This window comes from Maribellus comscasis, from assembly GCF_009762775.1.
GTDB lineage: Bacteria > Bacteroidota > Bacteroidia > Bacteroidales > Prolixibacteraceae > Draconibacterium > Draconibacterium comscasis.
In genome coordinates this window covers 5,442,660-5,468,503 of record NZ_CP046401.1, presented here as the reverse complement: position 1 = coordinate 5,468,503, position 25,844 = coordinate 5,442,660, and the positions used below count along the sequence as shown (strand labels likewise).

Here is a 25,844-nt window from a genome sequence, read left to right as displayed (position 1 = left end):
AAGTTTTAATTTAGTTGGCAAATATTGAAAATTAAGTGATTACTTGTAACCTGTACTAACCGGTACTTCCCTCCACTTTTCGAATATTTGCATATCTATTTTACAGGAATTCGTTCTTTTTCCCTGCTTTGAGTTGTTCCACAATTTTCTTTACGTCTTCAGTTTTGTCGCGCTTGCAAACCAGGGTAGTATTTCCGTCTTTAACAACCACAACATCATCGAGCCCAACAACTGCAATCAATCCTTCATCAGAATATACATAGGAATTTTGGGTATCCAACAAAATGGCTTCTCCTGAGCCGGCATTCCCGTTTTCATCTTTTTTGTCTGTTAAATAAACTGATTCCCAACTACCGAGGTCATTCCAGTCGAAATTTCCTTCCACCAGGTAAATATTTTGGGCATGTTCCATAATTCCATAGTCCACCGAAATTCCTTCCACTGCACGGTAAATGGTATCGAGTGTGGGTTCAAAAGTTTCTTTCCCGATTTCTGCCTGAATCTTTTTCAGGTCGTCATAAAGGTCGGGTGCGAATTGTTTTACCGCATCCAGGAAAACCGACACTTTAAAAATAAACAAGCCGCTGTTCCAGAAAAATCCGCCTTGCTGCAAATATCCTGAAGCTGTTTTTTCATCGGGCTTTTCCACAAAGCGGTCCACTTTAAACTGTTTTATTTTTTCTCCGGAAGTAATCTCATCTGCCGCTTTTATATATCCGTAGCCGGTTGCCGGGTAGGTGGGTGTAATTCCTATGGTAACAATTCCGTCTTTTTCGTCGGCAACTTTTGCGGCAGTGAGGACAGTATCTTTAAATAAATCTTCGTCGGTTATTAAATGGTCGGAAGGTGAAACCACCATAATTCCTTCAGGATTATCGATTTCGGCAAACATGGCAGCCAAACCAATACAGGGCAAAGTGTTTTTCCCCACCGGCTCGTAAATCAGGTTTTGTTTGGGAAGCATCGGGGTTTGTTCCTCCAGTACTTTTGCCTGTGTTTTCCCTGAAACAATATAAATATCCTCGTACTCTGTAAAAGTTGAAAATCGTTTTATGGTGGACTGCAAAAGTGAATCCTCGCCAAAAATATTTAAATACTGTTTTGGTTTTGCTGTTTTACTGCGGGGCCAGAACCGGGTCCCCGAGCCTCCGGCCATGATTAAGCAATACAATTTTTCCATGCTGGTTGTGTTTTTTGTTGAAGGTTAAAAATACGGGTTTTATTCAGAAAATAAAGAATGAACATTACTTTAAGTAAAAAAACAAATCCTGTCAAATTTTAAAAAAGATGACAGGATTAATTCTCTTTACTTTTTGTTCATAATTACCATCCCGGTTTCATTCAAGCTAATCATCTTTTATACAACGTACGGAAAAGCCATCATTAAAATAGCTCTTAGGAGTTCCTACAAAATCATAGCCCATATCAATACAATAATTACGATCATCATTTACAATAGAAGAAGTCCACCAATAAGCATTATTTTTAATTTTTAGGAAACGGCCATCATAAGCCCTTACTCCCGCTGCTCGTGCAGAAAAACCTGTTACGTTGGTGGCCTTCTCATTTGGTCCTGACCAGTATGTTGTTCCTGTTTCTTTTAATTTATGCGTTGCCTCATCTCCCCCAGGTAATTGAATAAAGTTGTCCATTCATCGATTGTAGGCAGATGCCAGCCTTTTGGGCATAGTTTTTCAAGCCGTGCAGCCTTAACATTATATAATGCACCATAAACCTCTTTATTCGCCGGGTTGTTGTCGTACCAGCAATACCCTGCGGTATTAGAGTTAGCCCATTCCTCCGATTTATCCAATTGGGGAATTAAACTACCATCATTGTAACTGGTGGTTTTCAGGTTTTCCGCCATCCAGGTTTGCGTGCCAATCACCACCGTGTCGTAAACATTCCCGTCACCGTCAACCGGCAACCCTTTGAGATCTTCCTTTTCACAACCCAAAAAAGAGATTATTCCGAAGAGAAGTAATAAAAGAATTTTGCATGAGTCTTGCATTTTCATAACAGTTGTATTAGTTGGTCAAACCAAATCGAAATATTAAGAGTTCATTTTGTCTGACCCAAAAACAGAGCCCGGTTTTATTAAAAAATGGTTTCTTTTAAATGTAAAGTTTTAATAAAATTTATCCAATGACATTTATATGTTTTTGAACAAAAGTTGTATTGTAATTTAAATATGAGACCTTTCCCAAAGTTAAAAACCTTAGAAAATTATGAATTAAAAAAATAAACCTTCAAGGTTTTGGAAACCTTGAAGGTTTAAATCAGGCTGATACGAATTTCTCTATAGGAATGCCTTTGGCACAATCGCGTCGAATTACTGCGAAATCTCCCTGGGAGTCCTTTCGGGACCATTCGCCGATCCTTTATTCCTCTTCCCCACTCTCTTTTTTTGAATTGCGCCCCTCGCGCTGCGACAAAACCCGGTAATATTTCTCTACGCGCCGGTTCAGGTCTTTTACAAAACCCGAGTAGGTTTCTTCACCGTTTACAATTATCAACGCACCAATGCGTTCGGTAATGGTATGGTGTATCCTTCCCTGAAATTTTCGAAATTTCCTTTATGAGTAAATCGGCCATAAACCCTGTAACCTCAGTAACAGGGATTTCTTTGTAGCTGGCAAATGCTTGTTTGGCCTCTTCTTTAGTTATCAAGGGGGCAGTACTTAGTCCTTCAATTTTTATATAATTCCCATGGGCAAGGTACATCCTTCCTTTTTCGAAATGAAAATTATAACCTGCGCCATCAACTTTCACCTTGTTATAATACTGGTTATAATGTTCGTGGCGGAAATCTTTGTTCCTCTGTTTTTGCGGCTGTAAAATAAAAGTAGTGGACGGCGTTGGTTTCAGGTATTCTGCAAAAAACTCATTTGCAGTTTCAGGTATTGTTACTTTCTTTGATTCAGAAGATTGAAGGGAGGGGAATTTGACATATTCTACAATCCCTTTGTCATTTTTTTGATTGTGATGCTGTTAGTGTTCTGTCCAGTTATAAAAAGGACGGAACAACTAAAAAGAATAAGTAAAAATATTGTTTCATCGTTGTTTATTTTATTCGTTCAAAAGTAAAGTTGTTATACGTTGCAATAAAATTTGTGTACTTTAAATACATTTTGTTATTGTTTTCGGCAAAATCATAACTGTACTCAAAAAAAGCATATAGTATCCTTCTTGTGGGATATATATATATTCATGGAGCAGAGTATCAATACTGTACTTCTTATAATAATACTCACTGGTTTCATAATCGTATTCTCGGAGTACGCTATCTTTCATATATTCTTTATAACCTGTGGGATTTTCAACCCGGTCATTACCCATATATGTAATTTCCCATTTTCCAAGGATAATTTGGGCAGGGTCGGTTTCCAGCGGTTCATCATCTTTGCACCCTGCCCCGGTTAACAGCAGGAGCAGGGTTATTACGCTTAAGTTTAAAATTTTTGGTTTCATTTTTAGAGTATTTAGTCGTGAGTAATTTGTACAGAATACTTTTGGTATTCAGGGTAACCATAGTTACCGGGTGTGAGCGCAATTAGGAGGGGTGCTGTTTGGAGGAGCGGGCTAAACAACCTTGTTGCTATCCGGGAATGTTTTAAAAAATTTGTTTACGGGGCATGTTTCATTTTTTAGGTTTTTGATAGTTATAAATTTCAGATGAGTTTAATTACCAAAATGTTGCGTTGAGAAACAGGGAAAAGGATATTCACGCCTTCCGGCGTGTAAATAAAGGTTTTTTGAGTGGCGGGTCATGATTTTTTGGTTTTATTTATTAGCTATTTTCAGTTTGTTTCTGTTAGTACATTCCTTAAAACCCGGAAAAGTAACCCTGGATATAAATGTCTGGCAAAATAGCACTGTATTTTTAGCTTTTCTAAATTTGGAAGTTTTAGGTGTTAAAAACCACGCGATGAAATTGCACGGGAGCGGGGAATATAATGCGATGTATTATTTTGTTTTTCATAATCTTTACATTAATAAATTTTCTGCGTGATCTGTAATTTTCTTAAAAAACGTACCATAATCCTGCTCATTAGTTGTTAATGCACAGGTGTTTACAAAGTTTTTTACATAATAAGATTTTTCAACTTCCTGTATAAAAGGTTCGTATTGTAAATGTATCATACATCTGGCCAATAAAAACACACTTGTGTTCATTCCGTAAATCCAAGAAAAATAATTATCATATTTCACTTTGTTATTGTATGTATCTAATGATTTCTCTAACAGTTTCACTAATTCTTCTTGATTAAGTTGTTCCAGAAAGCACTCTTGTGCGAATATCATTTCATATTCAGAATATGAATTTGCAAATTCACCAGGTTCGGATAGCCCACTCTCAACACAACAAGGATTCATCACTGTGTACCTTTGTAATAATCCGGCCCCTGCATCTTTCCTTTCTGTGAGTTCGGTTAAACAATTAAATGATTTTATCATTTTCTCCGTTGCTGTTTGCAAACCTCCACCTTGTAAATCTGAGAATATTAATTCGAACAATAAAGGGTGATCGATACATGTTTCTATTAACCCAGATGTAGAAATTGTTTTTAACAAACTATCTGGTAGTTGGCATGCCTTAATTCTTTGGTAGCCATCTGTAAGTAGATTCCATTCTGCATCTCCGGGACGAACCGGATAAATATAGGTATCTTGTGGAACAGGAAATGAAATACAAATACAATTATTCATCTTCTTCTCTATGTTTTCCTTGCCACAAGAAAATGAGATAAAAACAATGCCTGTAAAAAAAATAAAAAAGAGTTTATTCTGCATTTTTTTCAATTTGGGTTACAAACATATCCTAACAGAGTGTTTTTCGTTCAAGATTAAAAATACGTGTTTTATTCAGAAAAAGAAGGATTGAATTCAACTAAAAATTGTTTTCCAACTTAAAAGGGAAACTTGCTTTTTTAAAAGTCGGAATTTTGGAAAAGAGAAAAACTTTTCCAAAGTTTAAATCCTTAGAAAATAATGAATTAAAAAATCCAAACCTTCAGGGTTTTGGAAACCTTGAAGGTTTAAATCAGGGTGATGCGAATTTTAATTTCGGCGAAAAAAATTCGCCGATCCCTTTCTACAAATCAGCTAAAGTTACCGGCCCCAGCAATCCGGCATCTTTGATTTCCCAGCCTGAGGCATCAAAAGTTTCATATTCGATATTTACCAAATTAATATCGTAAAATTTGCGCCATTCTACACCACGAATATCCAAATCGCGGATGCGGTTGGCAGCCACGTTGCTTACCTCTACTTCAAGTTGATTTGTCCCTGCTTGCAAATTATCTACTTTCACATCATACGATGGCCCCAGTAACGCTCCGTAATCTTTGCCGTTCAATTTTACACGGGCACAATCTTTTACTTTGCCTAAATCCAGCACAGCAGAGCCCGTTGTTTCATCAAGTTCAAATTCAATCTTATAATTTGCTGTTCCTGCAAATCGGCTGGTTTCAGCATCTCCCAACTTTGTCCACGACTGTAATTTATCGGTACTGATGTTTCCAGGATAAACCGGCCCGCCTTCAACAAATTCGATTTTCCAAAGGCCTTTTATCTCTTCGGATGTATTTTCGGGAATCTCGTACACAAACGCCGGTGCATCTACCTGCCCCGATGAACATTTAATAAACACCGACTCTTCCGGATCTAGCTGAATGTGAACCGTTCCGTTCTTTGTTGCTGCCGTTGAAATTTTACCATTCATTGGATTTAGGAAAACATAGGTTTTTGCATCTGCATTTAATTCTATCCAGGCATCCACCGGTTTCAAACTACAGTTGAAAACCATATACCAGTCTTCATTTTCTTTTTTCATTTTCAGAAAATTCAGTCCGTTTTCAGCTAGGGAGGATTCCGCCTTGATCCCATTTGTTTTTAGCAACTCTATTGGATTTCCAACATTTTTGCCGGCCGGAATTTCCGCCTTGAATTGACTCAACTCGTCTTCCCGTTCTGTAAGATTAAACATACCGGGAACACTTTCAGGCAGTGATTGATCAAAAATTACGGTTCCGCCTTCACCAACAAAATCAACCAGTTTTTGCATGGTTGTCAAAGGAATATATTTTGTTTTTGGAACAACTATGGCTTTGTAATTTGCACCCCCTGAAGTTTTAATCTCACCATTAGTCAGTTCGCAGTTCAATAACAATTTATCCGAAATATAATCAAATGTGAAACCGGCATTCATCAGATTTTCTGACAACGGTGAAATGGGATGACTTTTAAACCAGCCTGCATCTTTGTTTACGCCCAAATGATTAAATAAACGTCCTTCTTCAGCCGCCACATCGTAATAGGGCCAGTAAATTAACAGGTCGTTTGCCTGTTGTGCCCTTTGCAACACCGACTGGCTCCGGCCAATGTAGGAAAACAGTGCTGGCAGTTCGCGCCACAACGGATTCCGGTTGTTTACCTGTGTTGATGCATAAAACAGCCAGCCCGGCCATTCGGCATCTTCCGGAGAATAACAAGTTCCGTGAAAAAACATGTGATTAATTCCGGCAAGAAAAAAACGGTTGGTAGCCCGCACCATATCGGAAGTGGTTACGGTCCAGTGTTCTTCCAGCCATGTGTAACTTTCCGATGAAACCAGTTTTTGCCCGGTGATATGCGCTGCCGATGAAGCGTATTTATTTACAAAAACATCCACGGTTCCGGGTTCTACTTCCCTGAAAATTTCGGTTTCAGGAATGTCGCAGGCAGCATACAAATCGATAATATTCCCCGGCGAGCCATGTGCCTGATTACGGTTTAAACTGTTGTGGCTGTGGGCCCATTCAGTCATGGGTTGAATAAAAGATTCCAGAACCAAATCGGCCAAAGTTTCGCGGTAATCTGATTTTACACGAGCTACTGTTTCAGCATCATCACAATCACCGGCTAAAACATACAAATATTCAGCTACATCGTAGCCACGTCGTTTTTTAAATTCTTCGGTAAAATGGGTGGTAAAATCGCCGGTATATTCAAACGAATCATGAAAAAAGCATCGAAGCAAACCTTCGTCAACCCCCAGTCTTTTCCAAAACTCGTCAAGATACCAATCGGTAATTTCTTCATTAAAAGTATCGATTGCCCAGCCTTCTCCGCCATCAGAAGGACGCTTTACTTTATCGCCATTTTTTATTCTTATAGCAAAATAAACCGTTCCGTTTGCCGGTGCTGCAAAACCGTCCGCTGGATTAAAAACCGTAACCTTTTTGTTTTCATCCACAAACGAAGCAGAAGCAACGGCTACATCTGTTGGCATTGTTATTATTTCGCCATTATTCACCTCTTTCTCCCGGATGCGCAACGACCATAATCCTTTTTCTTCGGGAACAAACGGGCCGCCACACCGCCAGCCACTGCCGGGAGGAAGATCAACACCCATTCCCAAACGGTTGGCTTCCTCAATCGTAAAATTCAAAACACGGGTAAATTCCGGCGATAAATATTTAATAAACCGGTCTTCCTCTCCTTTTACACCGTATATCGGGGTAATTTCCACACCGCCAATTCCAACGCTGTTTAACTCCTCCAGCTCACGGGTCAGATTTTTTTCATCCACAGCATTTCCCATCCACCACCAACGGGTCCATGGTTTTGCTTCCTGCGTAAGTTCGGGCCACTCAACTGTTTCTTTACTACAAGAAATACTAAAAACAAAGATTATGGGGAACAATATTTTTATCCAGGATTGAATTCTTTTTTTCATCTGTATAGGTTTAGTCGAATTAATACAACATCTCTAAATTTAGATATTTCGCATCAAAGTATAAAAAATGAGGTGTTGTTTTATTAGATTAGCAAAAATATTTTTGTATATCCTAAAAGGTATCGCAAAAAATGACAGTTTTTGAGAACTCTCCCTCACTCCCTCTCTTCTCGAAGAGAGGGACGATTGTAGCGTAGAAACAATCAGGGTAAGTTTTTAAAATAAATTGTAACAGATTTCAGATTTACAATACTTTAAAAACAATAATTGTGGAAAGAAAGCGAATACCTAAAAAAGGTATTGAAAATTAACATAACATAACCTGAATCATGAAAACCAGAAGAAATTTTCTGAAACTTACATTATCTGCGATTCCGCTTATAACTTTAAAAAAATTGCCTGATGCTATGCTCAATAATCAACTACCCAATGTTTTAATTTTGGGAGATTCAATTTCTATCGGTTACACACCTTTTGTGAAGGAATTGCTGGAGAACCGTGCCAACGTATTTCGCCCGGTTTTTGACGATGGCAAACCGGAAAACTGCGCAGGAACAACAAAAGGTGTTCAAAACATTGAGCGCTGGCTGGGTGACACCAAATGGGATGTGATCCATTTTAATTTCGGGCTGCACGACATCAAACATGTTGACCCGGTAACCGGTGAAAACAGCAGCAATCCGGACCATCCGCATCAAGCCGACCTGAAACAATACAAAAAAAACCTGAAAGACATTGTAAAAAAGTTAAAAGCAAGCAACGCCAAACTGGTTTATGCGACTACCACACCCTACCCGGATAAAACAAATGGCCCGCTTCGCAAACCCGGAATGCCTAAGAAATACAACGAGGTGGCTGAAAAAATCATGAAAAAAAACGACATCACCATCGACAATTTGTATGATTTTGTGCTTCCGCGAATGGAAGAACTGCAGATTCCGAATAATGTACATTTTACTGAGGACGGTTACAAAGCCCTGGCAAAACAGGTTGCTGATAAAATACTGGAAAAGCTGAACTAAAACTATGAATAAACTACTCACTTTTATCCTGCTATTCTTATTCCAGATTACAGCATCTTTGGGGCAGCCCAATATCTTTGAAATAAATACACAAACCGTTGTTGGGAAAAACACAGAATTTTGGAAAGCTGCAGGTTCCGACCATTTATTTTATCATGTGCTTCGCCCGTCCGGACAATATTTGCTCAATCGTATGGACAGCACAAATTCGCATGTTTATATGCGCTCGCACCATACATTCACACAGGATTCCGCTCATGGTGTGGTTCGTGGCCAGAATGTGTATTCCGAAGATACTTCCGGTTATCCGGTTTATGATTTTTCCAACGTAAATAATGTTTTTGCTGAATATGTAAAAAGAGGATTAAAACCGATTGTGGAATACGATTACATTCCGAAAGAACTGGAAATAAAAGATGAAATAATCTCTTCCGGGAATGACGAAGGAATGACAATGCGCAACACCGGACCAAGCGACTGGCAAAAATGGTCGGATTTGATGAAGGCAGTCACACAAAATTTTATAAATGTTTTTGGTGCTGAAGAAGTGCGAACCTGGTATTTTGAAGTATGGAACGAACCCGATGGCTGGCCGGTTGATGAACTGGATGTTTTCTTCAATATGTACGATGTATTTGTTGATGCAGTAACATCGGTTGATGCTCAGCTCCGTGTAGGAGGCCCGGCGTGTTATCATGAATATTTTCTACGCCCTTTCCTGGAACATGTTACAAAGGGTACCAACTATGTAAACGGGGAAAAAGGTACACAAATAGATTTTGTTTCCTACCATATATACGGACTCTCAGGAGCCTGGCTTAATAACGAACCACATATTCAACCGCAGGTACAGCGTTTTTCGCAATCGGTATTGTGGCTGCAGCGCTTAATTTCAGATTACCCGGAATTAAAAGATGTTGAATTTCATTTGAATGAATGGGGAATGTCGTCGAATTACTACCGTACTGTGGCAGATTATCCTGATTTAACCTACCGTAACAACGAGGAATCTGCACTTTTCCTGGTGAAACTGGTGAACTCACTTTTCCAAATTGAAGACAATTACAATTTCCCCACCTCGCTTTTATTGTACTGGGGATTCTCTGGTGAAGCTGATGCCGGCAGTTATTTTCCAGGACAGCGTGAACTCACCACCGGCGACAATTTTCCAAAACCCATTCAAACCGGCTTTGAAATGCTGGCTAAACTACAAAATGAACGAATTGAAGTCATCCGTTCAAAAAAAGATAACCAATTTGGAATTCTGGCCACCCGCGGAAACAGAGGTAATATTTCCTTTTTGGCTTACAACTACGAAGAAGACGAAAATGAACCAGACAAAAGTGACGAATTGGGTATTACCCTAAATGAACTTCAACCCAACACAAACTATGAACTGGAAGAAACAAGTCTGGATGATTCAAACAACAATTCTTATTCAGCCTGGGAAAAGATTGGGAGCCCTAAACAGGCAACAGGAAATCAACTTTCAGTCATAAAAAATGCTGCTCAACTGAACGTCACAAATCACTCCAGTTTCAGAACAAACAATAAAGGTGTTGCCCAAATAAAATTACCGTTAAAACGACGTTCAATGAAACTGATTGAAATAAGTATAACGAATTAAATAAACGCTTATGAAACCGTTTGTCATTTTACTGCTTTCATTAATAGTTTTTTCCTGTTTTGCACAAGATTCTGAAAAAGAACTAAAGTCGGTAAAAGAATTTCAGGACTTGAAGTTTGGAATGTTTGTACACTGGGGGCCGGTGAGTTTAAAGGGAACTGAAATTGGCTGGTCGCGGGGCCGGGAAGTTCCGGTTGAAGAATATGATAAGCTTTACAAAGAATTCAACCCGATAAATTTTAATGCTGATGAATGGATAAAAACCCTGAAAGAGGCAGGCATGAAATATTTTGTAATCACCACACGCCATCACGATGGATTTAGTTTATGGCCCACTGAATATTCGGACTATGACATTGAAGCAACACCATACAAAAGAGACATCTTAAAGGCCTTGAAAGATGCCTGTGATAAATACGGAATTGTCTTTGGCACTTACTATTCCATTTGTGATTGGCGGCATCCGCTGTATCCACTGGGAAGTCCGGGTGGGAGCACTAATAAAGAAACCGGTAACATGGAAAAATTTATACCCTATGTAAAAGGCCAAACCAAAGAGCTAATAGAGAAATACAATACCAAAATTTTGTGGTTCGACGGCGAATGGGAAGAACCATGGACACATGAAATGGGGCTTGATTTATACAGCTACCTGAAAGGCCTCAACAAAAATGTGCTTATCAACAACCGCGTCGACAAAGGCCGGAAAGGAATGGAAGGAATTACCATTTCTGATGAGTTTGCAGGAGATTTTGCCACACCTGAACAGCGAGTTGGTACATACGACATAGAAAATCCGTGGGAATCGTGTATTACCATTTGCCAACAGTGGGCATGGAAACCAGACGATAAAATGAAAAGTCTGGAGGAATGTTTGTTTACACTTTTAAAAACTGTGGGTGGTGGCGGAAATTTACTTTTGAATGTTGGTCCAACTCCTGACGGCCAAATTGAATCACGGCAGAAAAAACGATTAAAAGAAATTGGAGAGTGGCTTAAAAAATATAGCGAATCGGTTTACGAGACCCGGGGAGGTCCATACAAACCCGGTGAATGGCTCACTTCCACGCGAAAAGGAAATAACATCTATATTCATTTGTTGAAATATAACAAAAACGAAGTCGCATTGCCGTTTCCTTTTCCTGCTGAAATAAAATCATGCAAGTTTTTAAATGGAAAAAAACTCAGGTTTACAAAAACCGGCGGCAATCTAAAAATTCAGTTGCCGGCAAAAAAATCAAATGAACCGGTTAGGGTTATAAAAATTACGTTGAATAAGGATTCGCAAAATTTAAAAACGGTTGAAATAAGTTAATTACTTATGTTTTCAGTAAAAAACAGAACAATAATAGTTACCGGTGCCAGCGGTGTAATTGGCTTTGCCATTTCGGAGGCTCTTGCAAAAAAAGGAGCCCGGATAATTGCACTTGGCAGAAACAAAGAAAAACTCAACAAATCGTTTGAGCAACTCGCTTCATTTGGGACAGAGCATTTGCAAATGGTATGCGATGTGCTCGATGTACATTCCTTACAAGAGGTTGCCCAACACCTGGATAAAAAGAAAATTACAATCGATGCCTTAATCAACGTTGCAGGAGGAGCTGCTCCGGGCGCTTCTGCCAGATCAGAATTTTTATTCGCAGAAACACCTTTGGAAGATTCTTTTTTTGGGCTCGATCTCAACGATTTTCGCTACACCACCGACCTGAATTTTTTGGGAAGTGTTTATCCTATAAAAATTTTTGGTGAAAGCATGGCAAAGCAAAAAAGCGGAAACATTATCAATATCAGTTCGATGGGAGCGATACAACCTTTAAGCAAGTCGCCGGCATACAGCGCCGGAAAAGCTGCCATCACTAATTTTACACAGTGGCTGGCAGTGCATCTTTCAAAATCAAACATCCGGGTAAACGCCATTGCCCCCGGGTTTATTTTAACCGAACAAAACCGCTTTCTGCTTTTTGATGAAAAAAGCGGTAATCTAACTCCACGTGGACAGCGAATTTTATCACATACGCCACAGGGAAAACTTGGAGATCCTGACGATCTTGTTTCTACTGTTTTTTGGTTACTTTCTGAAAAATCATCGTTTATTACAGGAATAACTGTTCCGGTGGACGGAGGATTCTCAGCCTATAATGGAATTTAAAACCGATTTAAATGAATATTGTCATCCTCGACTCTGGTTATAAATCATACGCTTTTGAAAAAGAACTTTTTGGAAGGTATGGATTTGAATTAAAGATTCATCCGTCCTATAAAGGTGAGAAAGCAGAAAAAATAAGGTTTGCCAAAAACGCCGACGGGATTTTGGTGCGGCACACAATTATCGACGAAGAATTTCTTTCAGAGATGAAAAGCCTGAAAGCCGTGGTTCGTTATGGTGTGGGATACGACAACATTGATATTGAGGCCTGTTCAAAACATAAAGTAAAAGTCGCCAATGTTCAGGGTTATGCCGGTCATTCGGTTTCGGAACATGCGCTGGCTATGATGTTTTCTTGCACCCGCGCCCTTTGGAATACACATATGCAACTCACACAGCAATTTGCAGCACCACCAGTCGAAGACATTTTTGAACTTCATGATAAAACACTTGGAATCATAGGACTGGGCAGAATAGGAACAGAACTGAGTAAAAAAGCATTACCTCTGTTCAGAAAAATAATTGGAGCCGATCCCTACAAATCAACTGAATACTTTCAGAAACGTTTTGTACAGAAGGTAAAACTCTATGAACTTTTTGAAAAATCGGATATTATCAGTCTCCATTGTAACTTAACCCGGGAAACCTCCCATATTTTAGATGATAATGCTTTCCGGCTAATGAAAAGAAAACCGGTTATCATTAATACCTCCCGTGGCGAAACCGTTGATGAGGCTGCTTTACTGACAGCATTAAAAGACGGAAAAATTCACAGCGCCGGACTTGATGTTTTTGAAAATGAACCTGTCACCCAGGCACAGCACGAACTCGTTCATCATCCACGTACAATCTGCACCGGACATTATGCCTGGTATTCCGACAGTGCAGCTGCAGAGCTGCAAAAAAGAGCCGCTCAAAACCTTCTTAATCTGCTACTAAAAAACAAAATTAAAGATTCCCTGAACTAACTCTTCACTAATAAAGACAAAAACGTATTATTTTATTGACTTTCACCTTTTATTTCCGTAAATTGTATCTCGAAATCCGTTAAATCTAAAATTTATTCTTCCGGTATTTTAAAATTTCAATCGTCAATCTTATACGTTTAGAAGTTGAAAAACAGGGAGTATAATTTCAATAAAAATATAATGAAAATCGTATTATGGAGGCTCTTTTAAAAATTGCTTTTAATGAGTTGGGAACCGAGGAGATCGTCGGAGACCAGGATAATCCGGAAGTATTAAAATACGCAAAAGAAGTCGGAATTAAAGGAATCACTAACGATGAAATTCCATGGTGCAGCACCTTTGTAAATTGGGTTGCATGGAAAGCCGGGTTACAATACTCGGGAAAAGCAAATGCACGTTCGTGGTTAAATATCGGCGAAAAAGTAACTGCTCCTGAACCGGGCGATATCGTTGTCTTTTGGCGCGAAAGTCCGCAATCGTGGAAAGGCCATGTAGGTATTTTCCTTGGTATTTCGGCCGACAAAAAAAGAGTGTACTGTCTTGGGGGAAACCAGGGAAACAGGGTTTCGGTATCCGCTTACCGGCTTAACACAGTGCTCTCTTATCAACGTCTTGCTCCGGTAAAAAGACTGGATATTCCTGCCCCGACTCTAACAAAAGGCAGTCGGGGAGTCGCAGTTGTAGCGCTTCAGGATGCATTAAAATTGTTAAAGATAGATGTGGGTACTTCAGACGGTGCTTTTGGCTCAAAAACTGAATCGGGGATAAAAGAGTTACAAACCCGTAAACCCAATCTTTCTATCGATGGAGTTTATAATACCGAAACCAGAGATTTACTTGAATCGTTGTTCCAGGCCTGAAACCATATATATAACTGATTAATCAATTTATTAACCTAAAAAGCTTTATCATGCCGACAGCACTAGCTACATTAACAACAGACGAATTTAAAACGTTATTAAACGACTTTTATGCCGAACCTATAAAAAGGAATAAAATGACTGAAGAAGAGATTAAAGATCTCGCTCAACGGTTAAATAAAAAAATTAATGTTCCTTTAATTAGTGAGACCGGAGAAGAAAAAATCTTTATCAAAATCATTTTAAAGATTGATACATTTTTATACGACCACTTGCCAAATGAATTTTATGATCTGATTCGAAGCGCCGATAAAGGAATTGACGACGGTGAAGCAAAACGATTGGTAAGAAGGTTGACCCGGTTAGCCAATGACAAAATTGACATCCCATATTTGCCGGAACCTGCGGAACATTTTGTTTTGAAATTTGTGATTGGAATTGTTGTAAAATCTGCACGAAAAGCACTCGATTTTGAAAAAGTAAGAAATGAATCGGACGACCTTGTTGTTCCCGACTCAGAAGAAGATATTGAAAAAATGGTCGAATAGTTTTTTTATTGAAATCGAAGCTATTCCATTAAATCGTAACTCTCGCATTTTGCGGGAGTTTTTTTATTATTTTTATCCTTGAATAACCTTACCGCCGAAATGAAAAAGATTATACTTACGATTGGAATAATATTTTTATTTGCCATCCAAACAATAGCGCAAACGACAAATGGATTTGTTCCGCTTTTCAACGGAAACAACCTTAATCTTTGGGAAGTAAAAGCAAAACCGGAAGATATAAAACAAAATTTCTGGAAAGTAGAGAACAATGTAATTGTTGTCAATTCGACGGGAAATAAAAATCATGACTATGTATGGCTGATGACAAAAAAAGAATATGAAAATTTTGAACTGAAACTAAAATTTGCAGCTTATCAATCGAGTTCGGGAAACAGTGGTATTCAAATACGCAGCAGATACGATGAAAAAGATTTCTGGCTGGATGGCCCACAAATTGATATTCACCCTCCGTTACCATGGCGAACAGGATTTATGTGGGACGAAACCCGTGGAGTTCAACGGTGGATATATCCGGATATTCCAAAAGGAGAGTGGGTGAATGAAGAAATGAGAAAGAAAGAGGCCCCGATGAAATATTCTGACCAAAAAGAAACCTGGAATAATTTGCGAATCGTTGCCAACGGAAATTCAGTAAAAGCCTGGCTCAACGGAGTATTAATTACTAATTTTGATTCAGCAGAGATTCTAAACGACGAATTTCATAAAAATCGGGAAGTAGGAAAAAAAGGCAACATTTGCCTGCAATTGCACACCGGCGACGAGCTTTTTATGAAATTCAAAGATATCTTTATAAAAGAGCTCTGATGGGAAATTGAAGGTTCTAAATTTCTAAAACTTATAGGATAATCCAAGCCCGAACATTTCCATAAACTGGATACGAGGCCCGGTTTCATCAATTGTTCCATCTCCGTCATTATCAATCGAGATATCAACATCGTCATCGTAAATAATATGCGAAACCAGATTGGCTGAAAGATATTCATTGATTTTCATGTTCACCATCACCTTCCAGTCCACATCAATATTTTGCGGATTATTCAGGTAATTTGAAAACAGATCAAGCTTGGTTTGTAAATCCACATTTTTTACCAGCGGCGTTTTTCCTTCAAATTTTACAAAGGCGCCGAGTTCACTGCGTGACTTTTTTCCGGGGTCAACGCCAAAAGCGCCTGCATCGGCAAGTACATCATCGGTAACAAAAGTAAACTTCCCGGTTGCCGGCGATAACAAAACCGACATATTCTCGGTTTTATAATCCATACCCAAAGCAAGATTCAGGTATCCGGGTGCCATAAACCGGGAAATGGCATCGTCAGTATTGGGGTAATTATAGCCGGGAGCAAACTGGGATTTAAAATTTAGCAAGCCCGAGTAATTCCATCGTTTGGATGCTGTAAAACCTAACTTTGACGAAAAATCAATTTTATCATCGGACTTTACAACTTCATTATCTTTTTCTTTCAAAAAACCATAACTTAAATCAATAGAATTATCCCAACTCAATTTATCTTTTTTGTAATTGGCAAATGTATTTACCATAAAAATCCCCGAAGCCGAACTCTTTCCTCCCGCAACCCAATTGGTTAAAGAAACCTGTGAGAAATTAAAGGTAAAAACGCCTCCGGTTTTCCACAATTTTGTCGTATCGGTATCATTTTGAGCAAATATCGCAGCTGGCAGTAAAACAAAGAGTATCAAAAACTTTTTCATCGGTTTAATGATTTTAGAGATTACCTTTTTAATGTTACAATTTAAAATCCTGAATTATCTGTTAAATCGTAAATACCAACAAACAAAAAGATTTTCGGTTTACATAAACCGGCAAAAAGAAATCTAGTTATTGTCTTCGAAGCGATTCTTTTCTGCCCGTTTCTGCCAGTTCTCCCGGGCGTACTTTTGGAGGTCTTCAACTTTGTCTGATTCATCAACGATTTCCATTCCAAGCAGTGTTTCAAACAGATCTTCCATCGTAACCAAACCAACTACAGATCCATATTTATCGGCTACCATCGCCAGGTGCTGACGTCTCAAAATGAGTGTATCCATAAGTTTCGACACTGAAAATTCGTCTTCTACAAATAAAATATCCCGCTTAATTTCTGAAGCTTTCTTCGAATGTTGATCTTCAGCCAGACTTTCAAGGATTTTATCTTTTAGAATTAAGCCTGTAATATTATCTGGCTGATCTTTGTAAACCGGAATGCGTGAAAATTGCAAAGGGCGAATTTCGCTATATATTTCGGTAAGCGTCATATCTTCATCCAAAATCAATACTACAGAACGCGGAGTCATTATATCCTTTACTTTCAAATTCTCCAGCCGTAATAAATTCTGAATGATCGACTTTTCATCCTTATCCAACGCGCCACTTTTCAGACCGGCATCAGCCATAGCAGCAAAATCAGCGCGGCTAAAAACGCTGCGCCCTTTTTCTGTTTTGACAAGGCGCGTTATCCATTTACTCATCCAAACAAACGGTGCCAAAATAAACAGTAAAACTCTTAAAGAGCGAACCGTAAAAGGAGTGATTAACTTCCAGTAACTTGCGCCCAATGTTTTTGGGATGATCTCTGAAAGCACCAGGATCGCCAACGTCATTGCTCCCGCAATAAGCGATTCATAAGTAATTTCGAAAAAATATAAGTTGAGATGATGCGTACCAAATACTTTTCCTGCCTGCACCCCTACTCCAATAGCCCCCACGGTATGCGCTATGGTATTTAAAGTAAGAATAGCAGAAAGTGGTTTATCAATGTCAACCTTAAATTGATTTAATAATTTTCCAACCGCTGGTTTTTCATTTTCCATGCGGCTAACGTACGAAGGTGTTACGCTTAATAAAACTGCCTCCCAAATTGAACATAAAAATGAAACAACTATGGAAACGGCAAAAAAGAAGATCAATGTTGCCATATAATTTTTTTCAAATTCAACCCGTCAAGAATCTTCACATTACCATTTTTTTCAAAAAAACAAAAAAATATCCACATTTCAGCAAATTCTATTTTTAGCTCACAAATATGTTGAATATACGGAATAATGTTCCCATACAAAAATAACGCAATAAATAATTATCCATATTTTATCCTGTAAACATATATTTTTCTGGCAATCAGCCAATAAATAAATTCACACAAAAACCATGTGGGTAAAAAATGCTTCTGGCTCATGGATTTCCAAACCAATATACTAATTACAAATCCGGGCTAAGTAATAAAATCTTTTGTTCATTGTAACAAAATAACTTTTCATTCAACTATATATAATACCAAATGTTACATTTTATTTAAACTCTGTGATAATGAAAAAGTACAGCTTAATTTTATTTGTTATTATGACACAACTAAGTTTTGCACAAAACGATTCCTACCTGTGGCTCGAAGACGTTGAAAATGAAAAGGCACTCAACTGGGTGGAAGAATGGAATAAAAAAACGCTGGCTGTTTTAACAGAACATAACAGTTATAAAGGGATTTACAATAAAAATCTTGAAATATACAATTCAACGGATCGTATTCCCGAGCCCACAATCTTTGGTAATTTCATTTACAATTTCTGGCAGGATAAGGAACATGAAAGAGGTATCTGGAGAAGGACCACGATAAAAAGCTATTTAAGTAAAACCCCTGAGTGGGAAATAATTCTTGACATCGACAATCTTTCCGGGAAAGACAACATAAAATGGGTATTTAAAGGTGCTTCGGGGCTTTATCCTGACTATAATAAATTCCTTATAAGTCTTTCAAAAGGCGGTGGAGATGCCGTTGTTATAAAAGAATTTGATGTCGAAACCAAATCTTTTGTTGAAAACGGTTTTTATGTTCCCGAGGCAAAAGGAAATACAAGCTGGATTGATAAAAATACGCTGATGGTTTCGACTGATTTTGGTGATGGAGTTACTACATCAGGATATCCGCGCCAGGTAAAAATATGGAAACGTGGAACGGAGTTAAAAGATGCAAAACTGGTTTTTGAAGGTGAAAAAGATAATATGGGGGTTTGGGGATATACAATTCCAACACAGGACAAAACCTACCAACTCATTATGAGATACATGACCTTTTACACGGCACAGTACTATGTTCTTGAAAAAGGAAAGCTGGTTAAACTTGAGCTGCCCGATGATATTGAGTTAGCAGGAATAGTAAATGATATGGTTATTCTACGCTTAAAATCAGACTGGGAAGTGAATGATCAGTTTTATAAACAAGGCTCTGTAATTACCGCCAAATACAACGATTTACTTCGCGGAAAACCAGACTTCTATCTTTTGGTTGAACCCGATGAGCGTTCCAGCGTAGCGGGTCTTTCTTCAACAAAAAATATGTTACTGGTAAATATGCTCAACAATGTAAAAGGTGAGTTGTATACATATAAATGGGACGGTTCGTGGCGCAAACACAAAATAAACACTCCTGAACTTGGAAATATTTCTTTGGCTGCCTCCGACGAAAACAGTGATAACTTTTTCTTTTATTTTGAAAACTTTCTTGAGCCGGCGACTCTGTTTTACGGAGATGCAGCAACAGGGGATTACAACAAAGTAAAATCGCTTCCAACGTTCTTCCCTACTGAAAAATACAAAGTCCAACAATTTGAAACAACATCAAAAGACGGAACAAAAATTCCATATTTTGTTGTGGGGCCAAAGAATATGAAACCCGACAGTAATAATCCAACTCTTTTATACGCGTATGGAGGTTTTGAAGTGCCTGAGTTACCGAGTTATTCAGCAACTACCGGCACTGCCTGGCTTGAAAAGGGAGGAGTATATGTTTTGGCAAATATTCGTGGTGGCGGAGAATTTGGCCCCAAGTGGCATCAGGCGGGATTAAAAGCTAATCGCCAGCGGGTGTATGACGATTTTCATGCTGTTGCTGAAGATCTGGTTTCCAGAAAAATTACATCTCCCAAAAAGCTTGGTATTTTTGGCGGAAGCAACGGCGGACTTTTAGTTGGCGTTGCCTTTACCCAACGACCGGATCTGTATCAGGCGGTTGTTTGTGCCGTTCCTTTACTTGATATGAAAAGATACAACAAACTGCTGGCCGGAGCAAGCTGGATGGCGGAATACGGAAACCCAGATATTCCGGAGGAATGGGAATATATCAGCAAGTACTCTCCCTATCAAAATGTAAAAAAAGGGATGAATTACCCTGAAGTATTTTTTACTACCTCAACCCGCGACGACCGTGTTCATCCGGGACACGCACGTAAAATGGTGGCAAAAATGAGCGACATAGGCTATAAAATTTACTATTTCGAAAATACAGAGGGTGGACACGCAGCCGCTTCAACCAATGAACAACGAGCAAGGATGTACGCGCTTATTTTCACCTACCTCCAAATGAAGCTGATGAATTAAAACATCAAAAACTATATATATAAAAACGCGTAGGTTTTTTTGAACTTCAAAATCAGTCTTTTTTACCATTCGATTCAGTTTCGGATTTATTGTTGGAATAAAAAGACATCCTATCTTTGAATCATTACAAACCCTATCTTTTTTATTACAAAAACGGATTTTAATAATAAGAAAAGTTAGTTAGCAATCCCGGAATGGACGCCGGGATTGCTTTTTTTATGTAAGCTTCCCGATTATTGACGAGATATATAAAATCAAGGACTGCCGATATTGTCGACTTAAAAGATTAAAATGATAATTTTGTTTGGTGCCGGAATTTTCCAACAATTTTTTGCTTCAGCACAACCAGATTATTGATTTATTCAGGATCTTTTACTTAAAAATCAGCGTTATTCTTATATCTTTTTATTTGAAATACAACTAATTTTACTCACCGTAAACAAACCTTTAATTGAAACCAAATCCGCTTTAAAGCAAAAAAGGATTGCCGGCAAGCGAGCAACCATTAAATCAAAAAAACCAAAAACAAATGAAAAAAATATTATTCTTTACCCTGTCCCTTTTGTTTACCTTGTCGTGTAGTGACGACCTGACAAAAGATGAGCTTGTTGACTCACCTTCGGTAGTATTGATATCAGATAATATTGAAAGCAGTGATATTATTATCAATGTGATGGGCTCAATTCGCCAGATATACAAAAACGCTTACATCGACTACATAAAAACAAAATCGTTTGATTTATATGAAGCAACCTACCATCTTGAAGTCGCGGCCAAAAGCTATCCCGACAATACTTACTTTGTTGTGATTGTTGAACCCGGTGCAGGGAGTGGACGAATGGTTTGTAAAGATAACAGTGGCCGACGATACCTGATACCAGACAATGGTGTTGCTTCAAGATTAATGCTTAACGGTGAGCTGTCAGAATTTTATTCCGTTACCAACAGCGATGTTTTGGAAGGCGGGAACTATCAAAATATGTCTATTGAAGATTTCTATTCTTCTGCAACGGTGGCTTTATTAGAAGATAAGCCGTTATCAAATTTTGGCGAAATTTTAAATTCCCCGGAAACTATTCAAATTTCTCAACCCAATAAAAACGGAACGACAATTACAGGACAAATATTATATATTGATAATTTTGGAAATTGCCATTCCAATATTTCAAATGATTTAATGTCAGAATTCGATCTTGGTGATTTGTTAAAAATTGAAATAAACGGAGAAAAAACTTTTTTTGCAAAACTTGGAACCACCTATTCTTCTGTCGGGAACAGCCAAAATGTTGGGTTTATTGATGCCTCTCTTAAATTGAGACTTGCTGTAAATGTTGGAGATTTAAGTCTTCGCTACGCCATAAATGCAGGAGACAAAATAAAAATAACCAAATCTTCAGCCAGGGTTGGAATCCTTTATTACAATAAATCATCAGTAGCAACCAGTATCACCGGAGGCATGAAAGAAAAACTGTCTGAGCTGGGTTTGTCAGAGACCAATTTTATTCAGTTCATTGAAAGAGATGCCGACAATGATGCATCCCGTTTGTTTGATTTGATTCAGGAAATACTTGATGCAGATGTTGATATCTTTCTTTCCGTTTCCACACCTGCTTCACAAGCCGCAGTAAATAATGTTCCCGAAGAAATCCCTTTAATTTTCACCTATGTGACCGACCCCGAATCATCAGGAATTTTAGATACAAGAGGAAATCTAACCGGATTATCTGATGCCACCAACTTTAACGATTATCTTTCTTTTGTTAAAAGAATTATGCCCAATTTAAAAAATGCAGGAAGATTATACAATCCTTATGAATCGAATTCTGCGTTTGCTCAAAGTCAGTTAGTTTCGTTAATGCGATTCTATAATCTAAATTTTACTTCAGTTGGAATTCCGTCAATAAATGCTGTCTACGAAGGATACTGGTCGCTGGCCAATAACAGTAATATTGAAGCTATTTTGGTGGCTGCCGACAACACAGTAAGCGACGGTATGACTGAACTAACCGGTTTGGCAATCAAAGACAAAATCCCGGTAATAGGAGACTCTTTCCAACATTGTGAAGATGGAGCACTCGCTTCAATTTCTATTGATTATGAAAAACTTGCATCAAGTACAGGAGAACAAATAGCAGCTGTGCTGTTGGGGGCAAATCCGGACGAAGAAGAGATAAAGTATTTTAGCACTGACGTGATCGCGTTAAATACTAAAACCGCTACTGATATTGGATTTACTATTCCATCGGAGATTTTAAGCGAGGCAAAATATACCTATTCAACCAACGATTAGTTTCGAATAGATTAAAATCATACAAATCTGGTTACCTGAACCTCCTCTGATAGCTGGTAGTTTTCGGAACAAAGGTACCGAACCATTTCTTTTGCAAAGAATGGTGCCAGCATCACTCCTTTGGTTCCAAGGCCGTTAAAAATAAATAATTTACTATAATTGGGATGTTCACCTAAAACCGGCCGTCTGTCAGCAATTGCGGGACGAATGCCAGCCCAGTGATTTTCAATAGAATAATTAACACTGACTAAATTATCCAATCGTTCTGCAATCGATTTTTTGCCCTCTTTGGTTGGCTTTTCAGTCAAATCCTGCCACTCATATGTTGAACCAACTTTAAAACGATGATGACCAACCGGCAATACAAATACTCCTTTATTTAAAATATATTTTTCTGAAAGTTCCGGAGCAAAAATTTGCAGCACTTCTCCTTTTACAGGTTTTAGCTTTACAAAATCAAAGAATGGATTTTGCCTAAGATGTGCCCCCTCGCAGAATACAATCTTTTCGGCCACAATTCCTCCAACCTCAAAATTTGAACATTGAGGTTCAAACTTTTGAAACAAAAAGTCTATTTCCGTCAACAGGCTTTCAGACCGAAAATAGTCTTCCGACAATTTTAAAAATTTCACCAAATTTAAATACCCCGAATGAGTAACAATTCCAAAACCGGCAGCATCAGAAATATTTTCCACTGGTGCCTCATTCGTTATTTCCCTAATAAAGCTTGAAAACTCAGGCAAAAATTTTCTTTCCTGCCAAAGTTGTTTTTCCTGTGCCGACAAAGGTTTTAGAATATCTTTTTCAAAAAAGAGACGCTCTCCCAGCACATTCTCAAGGTTTTGATATCTTTCTTTCATTACCGGAACCAGTTTATCCGCCAGCCAACTTTTTGTAAGGCGTTTAAAAACCAACGGATTTACCATTCCCGCTGCAACCAACGAGGCTTTCCTCTTTTCAGGCGAAGAAACAATGTGAAAACTTAAACTTTTTTTTAACATCTCAAAGGCAAGCATTGTACCGGCTAAGCCTTGTCCTACAACTAAAAACTCTACCTTTTTCATTTGTGTGTTTCCAGTAACTTTTTAGCCTCTACAACAGATTTCACAGGTAATTCACAAACTCCGGCCTTACAAACATAAATCAGGTCTTCCCCATTTTTAAACCGCTTACTAAAAATCGCTACCTCACTCTCTTTGGCTGAAAATAAACCAATCATATTTGGATTGAAGTCTTTTTGAATCTCTTTCAACAAAGCCTCAGAATTTGGCCCGCAAACCACAAGCTCAAAATGAGGCTCATAAATTCTAAGCATTAAAGTTCCCCAGTTAGCATACGCCATCGGGTAGTTGCGAAAATTGGAAACAACAGTTTGAACCATCTTTTTAACAATATTCAGATATTCCGGTTTACCAAGAAATAAATACAACTTGTATAGATTATTTGCCATAATCGAATTAGCCGCGGGAATAACATTATCTTCCGTTTGAAAATGATTTGTAATAGTCGAATCTGCGTCCTTTTCTGAAAAGAAAAACATTTCATTCTTTTCATCAAAAAAGTGTTGAAATGTGATTTCAACCAACATTTGGCTTAATTTCAACCACTTTTCGTCGCTGGTTACCTCAAATAACGTAAGAAAAGCCTGAATCAATAATGCATAATCTTCCAGAAATCCAGCAACCGACTTTTGCCCTTTTTTCCAGACATGAAATAATTTCCCGTCCTGTGTCAAAATATTATTTTGCAAAAACGTTGCATTTTTAAGGGCCAGTTCCAAATAACGTCTTTCAGAAAAAGCTTTGTAGGCATCCAGCAGTCCCTGGATTACCAGAGCGTTCCACGAGCTTAATGTTTTATCGTCAAGTCCCGGGCGAGCTCTCTTCCGGCGGGCATTCATCAGCTTATCTTTCCAAACTTTCTTTTTTTGTTGAAGTCCGCTTTCCGATATGCCATTTTTAAAAACAAATTCAGGATCAGAACCATCGCGTAATAAAATGTTGTTTCCCTGTTCCCAGAAACCTTTGGTGTTTACATTAAAATATTTTGAAAACAACTTGAAATCATCGCCAATAATTTTTTCCAGTTCCTTTGCATTCCATACATAAAATTTTCCTTCCTCTCCTTCACTGTCGGCATCAAGAGACGAGTAAAAAGCCCCCGACTCATCTGTCAGTTCACGTTCAATAAAATCAATTGTTTCTTTTACCACCAATTTAAACTCGTCGTTTTTAAATAACTGATAACCTTTTGAATAAATACTTAACAGTTGTCCGTTGTCGTACAACATTTTTTCAAAGTGCGGAACCTTCCAAAACTCGTCAACCGAATAACGTGCAAAACCACCACCTGCCTGGTCATAGATCCCTCCGCGTGCCATTTTTTCAAGGGTAAGTTTTAGATAGTCCAGAACTGACTTATCATTTTTTACACATCCGAAATGCAGTAAAAATTCAAGGGTTACAGGCATCGGGAATTTGGGAGCACCTGTTCGTCCGCCATGTTCCAAATCAAATCTTTTGCTCCACTCTCCTACCACACTTTCAATCATTTTAGAATTTCCCGGCAAAATATTTTCTTTTTCTTCTATAACCGAAACCTGTTCTATTCCCTTTTGAAGATTTTCTGCGTATTCTATTGTTTGTTCCCTGTTTTTTCGGTAAAAACCTGCAACCGCCAAAATATCACTCATCCATGTTTCGCGCGGGAAATAAGTACCCCCCCATACCGGACGCCCGTCCGGAAGTGCAATTACATTTAAAGGCCAGCCTCCCTGCCGTTGCATAAGTTGCACCGCTGTCATGTAATAATGATCTACATCCGGGCGCTCTTCACGATCAACCTTTACACAAATAAAATTATCGTTCATCACCTCTGCTACACGCTCATCTTCAAAACTCTCGTGTTCCATCACATGACACCAATGACACGCGGCATACCCAATACTGACCAGAATAAGCTTATCTTCTTTTTGTGCCTGTTCTGTTATTTTATCGCTCCAAGGCTGCCAATTCACCGGATTATGCGCGTGCTGCAACAAATAAGGCGAACTGGAATGTATAAGAGCATTTGTATATTTTTTCTCCATAAAAATTTGCTTTCCTAACCGATACTAAATAAACATGCCGCCCTTGTCAATGTTCTGAAAATATTCAGGTTACTCCAAAATGTATTGATTTTCAGTTTTTTTTATCAAAAAGTAGGGATATCTCTTTTCTGCCTGTAATAGCTTTTGAAATCACTGGTTAACAATCAGAATAAAATTTCAAAGGGAACA

Annotated in this window: 20 protein-coding genes and 1 pseudogene; 10 read left to right on the top strand and 11 right to left on the bottom strand. The window is 38.4% G+C overall.

Features of this window, described 5'->3' with window-relative positions:
- Positions 1 to 100 precede the first annotated feature (100 nt).
- The 7 genes and pseudogenes from GM418_RS22105 to GM418_RS22075 form a co-directional block, all read right to left on the bottom strand.
- Positions 101 to 1,180: a mannose-1-phosphate guanylyltransferase gene (locus tag GM418_RS22105; RefSeq protein WP_158869388.1), complete on the bottom strand. Its 1,080-nt coding sequence runs from the start codon at positions 1,178 to 1,180 to the stop codon at positions 101 to 103.
- Between the two features lie 166 nt (positions 1,181 to 1,346).
- Positions 1,347 to 1,867: pseudogene (locus GM418_RS32120) on the bottom strand (fibrobacter succinogenes major paralogous domain-containing protein).
- Positions 1,868 to 2,381: 514 nt separating this feature from the next.
- A complete protein-coding gene (locus tag GM418_RS31915; protein WP_281350177.1) occupies positions 2,382 to 2,516 on the bottom strand; it encodes a hypothetical protein in 135 nt (44 codons plus the stop codon).
- The gene (locus GM418_RS22090) at positions 2,497 to 2,841 is read right to left on the bottom strand and encodes a hypothetical protein (protein ID WP_281350301.1); all 345 of its coding nucleotides are present in this window, start codon (positions 2,839 to 2,841) and stop codon (positions 2,497 to 2,499) included. The genes GM418_RS31915 and GM418_RS22090 overlap by 20 nt, the downstream gene beginning before the upstream one ends.
- A gap of 279 nt (positions 2,842 to 3,120) precedes the next feature.
- Positions 3,121 to 3,471, bottom strand: coding sequence for a hypothetical protein (locus GM418_RS22085; RefSeq protein ID WP_158869384.1), 351 nt, complete (start codon positions 3,469 to 3,471; stop codon positions 3,121 to 3,123).
- Between the two features lie 516 nt (positions 3,472 to 3,987).
- On the bottom strand, positions 3,988 to 4,794 hold the full coding sequence (locus GM418_RS22080) for a hypothetical protein (protein WP_158869383.1): 807 nt from the start codon (positions 4,792 to 4,794) through the stop codon (positions 3,988 to 3,990).
- 301 nt (positions 4,795 to 5,095) lie between these two features.
- On the bottom strand, positions 5,096 to 7,720 hold the full coding sequence (locus GM418_RS22075; RefSeq protein ID WP_158869382.1) for a glycosyl hydrolase: 2,625 nt from the start codon (positions 7,718 to 7,720) through the stop codon (positions 5,096 to 5,098).
- A gap of 329 nt (positions 7,721 to 8,049) precedes the next feature.
- Here GM418_RS22075 and GM418_RS22070 point away from each other — a divergent pair, with 329 nt between their 5' ends.
- The 8 genes from GM418_RS22070 to GM418_RS22035 all read left to right on the top strand — a co-directional run bounded on the left by GM418_RS22070 (position 8,050) and on the right by GM418_RS22035 (position 15,716).
- Positions 8,050 to 8,742 carry an SGNH/GDSL hydrolase family protein gene (locus tag GM418_RS22070; protein WP_158869381.1) on the top strand — a complete coding sequence of 231 codons (693 nt, stop codon included), beginning with the start codon at positions 8,050 to 8,052 and terminating at the stop codon, positions 8,740 to 8,742.
- Between the two features lie 4 nt (positions 8,743 to 8,746).
- Entirely contained in the window at positions 8,747 to 10,369 is a 1,623-nt protein-coding gene (locus GM418_RS22065; RefSeq protein ID WP_158869380.1) for a GH39 family glycosyl hydrolase, read from the top strand.
- 10 nt (positions 10,370 to 10,379) lie between these two features.
- Complete coding sequence (locus GM418_RS22060) at positions 10,380 to 11,684, top strand: alpha-L-fucosidase (protein WP_158869379.1); 1,305 nt, start codon at positions 10,380 to 10,382, stop codon at positions 11,682 to 11,684.
- A 6-nt stretch (positions 11,685 to 11,690) separates the two neighbouring features.
- A complete protein-coding gene (locus tag GM418_RS22055) occupies positions 11,691 to 12,518 on the top strand; it encodes an SDR family oxidoreductase (RefSeq protein ID WP_158869378.1) in 828 nt (275 codons plus the stop codon).
- A gap of 11 nt (positions 12,519 to 12,529) precedes the next feature.
- The gene (locus tag GM418_RS22050) at positions 12,530 to 13,483 is read left to right on the top strand and encodes a C-terminal binding protein (protein WP_158869377.1); all 954 of its coding nucleotides are present in this window, start codon (positions 12,530 to 12,532) and stop codon (positions 13,481 to 13,483) included.
- A 194-nt stretch (positions 13,484 to 13,677) separates the two neighbouring features.
- The gene (locus tag GM418_RS22045; protein WP_158869376.1) at positions 13,678 to 14,343 is read left to right on the top strand and encodes a C40 family peptidase; all 666 of its coding nucleotides are present in this window, start codon (positions 13,678 to 13,680) and stop codon (positions 14,341 to 14,343) included.
- Positions 14,344 to 14,393: 50 nt separating this feature from the next.
- Positions 14,394 to 14,891: a hypothetical protein gene (locus GM418_RS22040; RefSeq protein ID WP_158869375.1), complete on the top strand. Its 498-nt coding sequence runs from the start codon at positions 14,394 to 14,396 to the stop codon at positions 14,889 to 14,891.
- Between the two features lie 99 nt (positions 14,892 to 14,990).
- Entirely contained in the window at positions 14,991 to 15,716 is a 726-nt protein-coding gene (locus GM418_RS22035) for a 3-keto-disaccharide hydrolase (protein WP_158869374.1), read from the top strand.
- A 24-nt stretch (positions 15,717 to 15,740) separates the two neighbouring features.
- Here the strand turns inward: GM418_RS22035 and GM418_RS22030 are convergent, their stop codons facing one another.
- Positions 15,741 to 16,622: a DUF3078 domain-containing protein gene (locus GM418_RS22030; RefSeq protein WP_158869373.1), complete on the bottom strand. Its 882-nt coding sequence runs from the start codon at positions 16,620 to 16,622 to the stop codon at positions 15,741 to 15,743.
- 123 nt (positions 16,623 to 16,745) lie between these two features.
- Complete coding sequence (locus tag GM418_RS22025) at positions 16,746 to 17,825, bottom strand: CNNM domain-containing protein (RefSeq protein WP_158869372.1); 1,080 nt, start codon at positions 17,823 to 17,825, stop codon at positions 16,746 to 16,748.
- 388 nt (positions 17,826 to 18,213) lie between these two features.
- Here GM418_RS22025 and GM418_RS22020 point away from each other — a divergent pair, with 388 nt between their 5' ends.
- Entirely contained in the window at positions 18,214 to 20,277 is a 2,064-nt protein-coding gene (locus GM418_RS22020) for a prolyl oligopeptidase family serine peptidase (protein WP_158869371.1), read from the top strand.
- 529 nt (positions 20,278 to 20,806) lie between these two features.
- Positions 20,807 to 22,567: an SAM-dependent chlorinase/fluorinase gene (locus GM418_RS22015; RefSeq protein ID WP_158869370.1), complete on the top strand. Its 1,761-nt coding sequence runs from the start codon at positions 20,807 to 20,809 to the stop codon at positions 22,565 to 22,567.
- Positions 22,568 to 22,584: 17 nt separating this feature from the next.
- Here GM418_RS22015 and GM418_RS22010 read toward each other — a convergent pair whose 3' ends face one another.
- Positions 22,585 to 23,631 (bottom strand): NAD(P)/FAD-dependent oxidoreductase, encoded by a 1,047-nt coding sequence (locus tag GM418_RS22010; protein ID WP_158869369.1) that lies wholly within the window; start codon positions 23,629 to 23,631, stop codon positions 22,585 to 22,587.
- Positions 23,628 to 25,655 carry a thioredoxin domain-containing protein gene (locus tag GM418_RS22005; RefSeq protein ID WP_158869368.1) on the bottom strand — a complete coding sequence of 676 codons (2,028 nt, stop codon included), beginning with the start codon at positions 25,653 to 25,655 and terminating at the stop codon, positions 23,628 to 23,630. The genes GM418_RS22010 and GM418_RS22005 overlap by 4 nt, the downstream gene beginning before the upstream one ends.
- Between the last annotated feature and the right edge of the window lie 189 nt (positions 25,656 to 25,844).